Genomic DNA, 831 nt, shown 5'->3' with positions numbered 1-831 from the left:
CCCGCCGATGTAGCGGGTGTACTGCTGCCAGAGCGGCTCGTCGAGGTGGTACTCGGCTCGCAGCGCGCGGACGACGGCGTCGCTGAGCGGGCGGTCGCCCCCGAGCGCGCGGATCGGGTCGCCGGGCAGCGCGAAGACCATGACGTAGATCACGAAGGTCACTCCGACGAAGACGACGGCGAGACCGCCGACGCGCTCGACCACGGCGAGGAGCGTCTTCATCGCTCGGCCGTCTCCGGGTCGCTCGCGGCCGCGAGGTGGGCGGCGGCCGCCAGGACGGCGCCGTACTGGACCCCGACGAGGCTGGCGATCGGGATGACCTCCGCGCGGTCGACGGCCGCGGCCGCGGCCTGCCAGGTCGCGTAGAGGGCCGCGGTCTCGTCGGCCAGGCGGCGCAGCGGCGCCGTCGCGGTGCCGGCCGCCGACTCGGCCTCGAGAGCCCGCAGCAGCATGCCGCCGTAGCGGAGCCGGAAGCAGTGCACGATGTCCTCGCACGAGAAGCGCTCGGACACGGTGGCGGCCCGGGCTGACTCCGGGCGCGCGGCCCGAGCGCGGTCGACGGCGCCCATGCGGACGAGCATCGGCACGAAGGCGCGGGAGGCGCGGAGGAAGGGCGACTCGATGGTGAGCCAGGGCTCGGCCTGCGCGAGGAGGGCGACCAGCGCCTCCCCGGTCGCCGTCATCTCGGTGCTCGTCCGCAGCAGCAGGTCGGCGTACGACTCGTCGATCGGCGACGCGTCGTCGGCGTCGGGATGCTTCCAGTACGGCAGCTCGGCGACGACCCCGAGGGTGCCGTAGCGGCTCGCGTACTCGCTCGACGACGAGCCGCCG

The 831-nt window shown here is 74.7% G+C and carries 2 pseudogenes; both read right to left on the bottom strand.

Annotated features, from left to right (window positions below):
• Positions 1–222, bottom strand: a pseudogene (locus tag FFA01_RS15800) (ABC transporter permease); the annotation flags it as partial.
• Positions 219–831: pseudogene (locus FFA01_RS16045) on the bottom strand (M14 family zinc carboxypeptidase); the annotation flags it as partial. The pseudogenes FFA01_RS15800 and FFA01_RS16045, both read right to left, overlap by 4 nt.

It is taken from the genome of Frigoribacterium faeni, from assembly GCF_007988805.1.
Classification (GTDB): domain Bacteria; phylum Actinomycetota; class Actinomycetes; order Actinomycetales; family Microbacteriaceae; genus Frigoribacterium; species Frigoribacterium faeni.
Note: the sequence above shows the minus strand (reverse complement) of the source record. Positions and strands in the feature narration are given on the sequence as shown.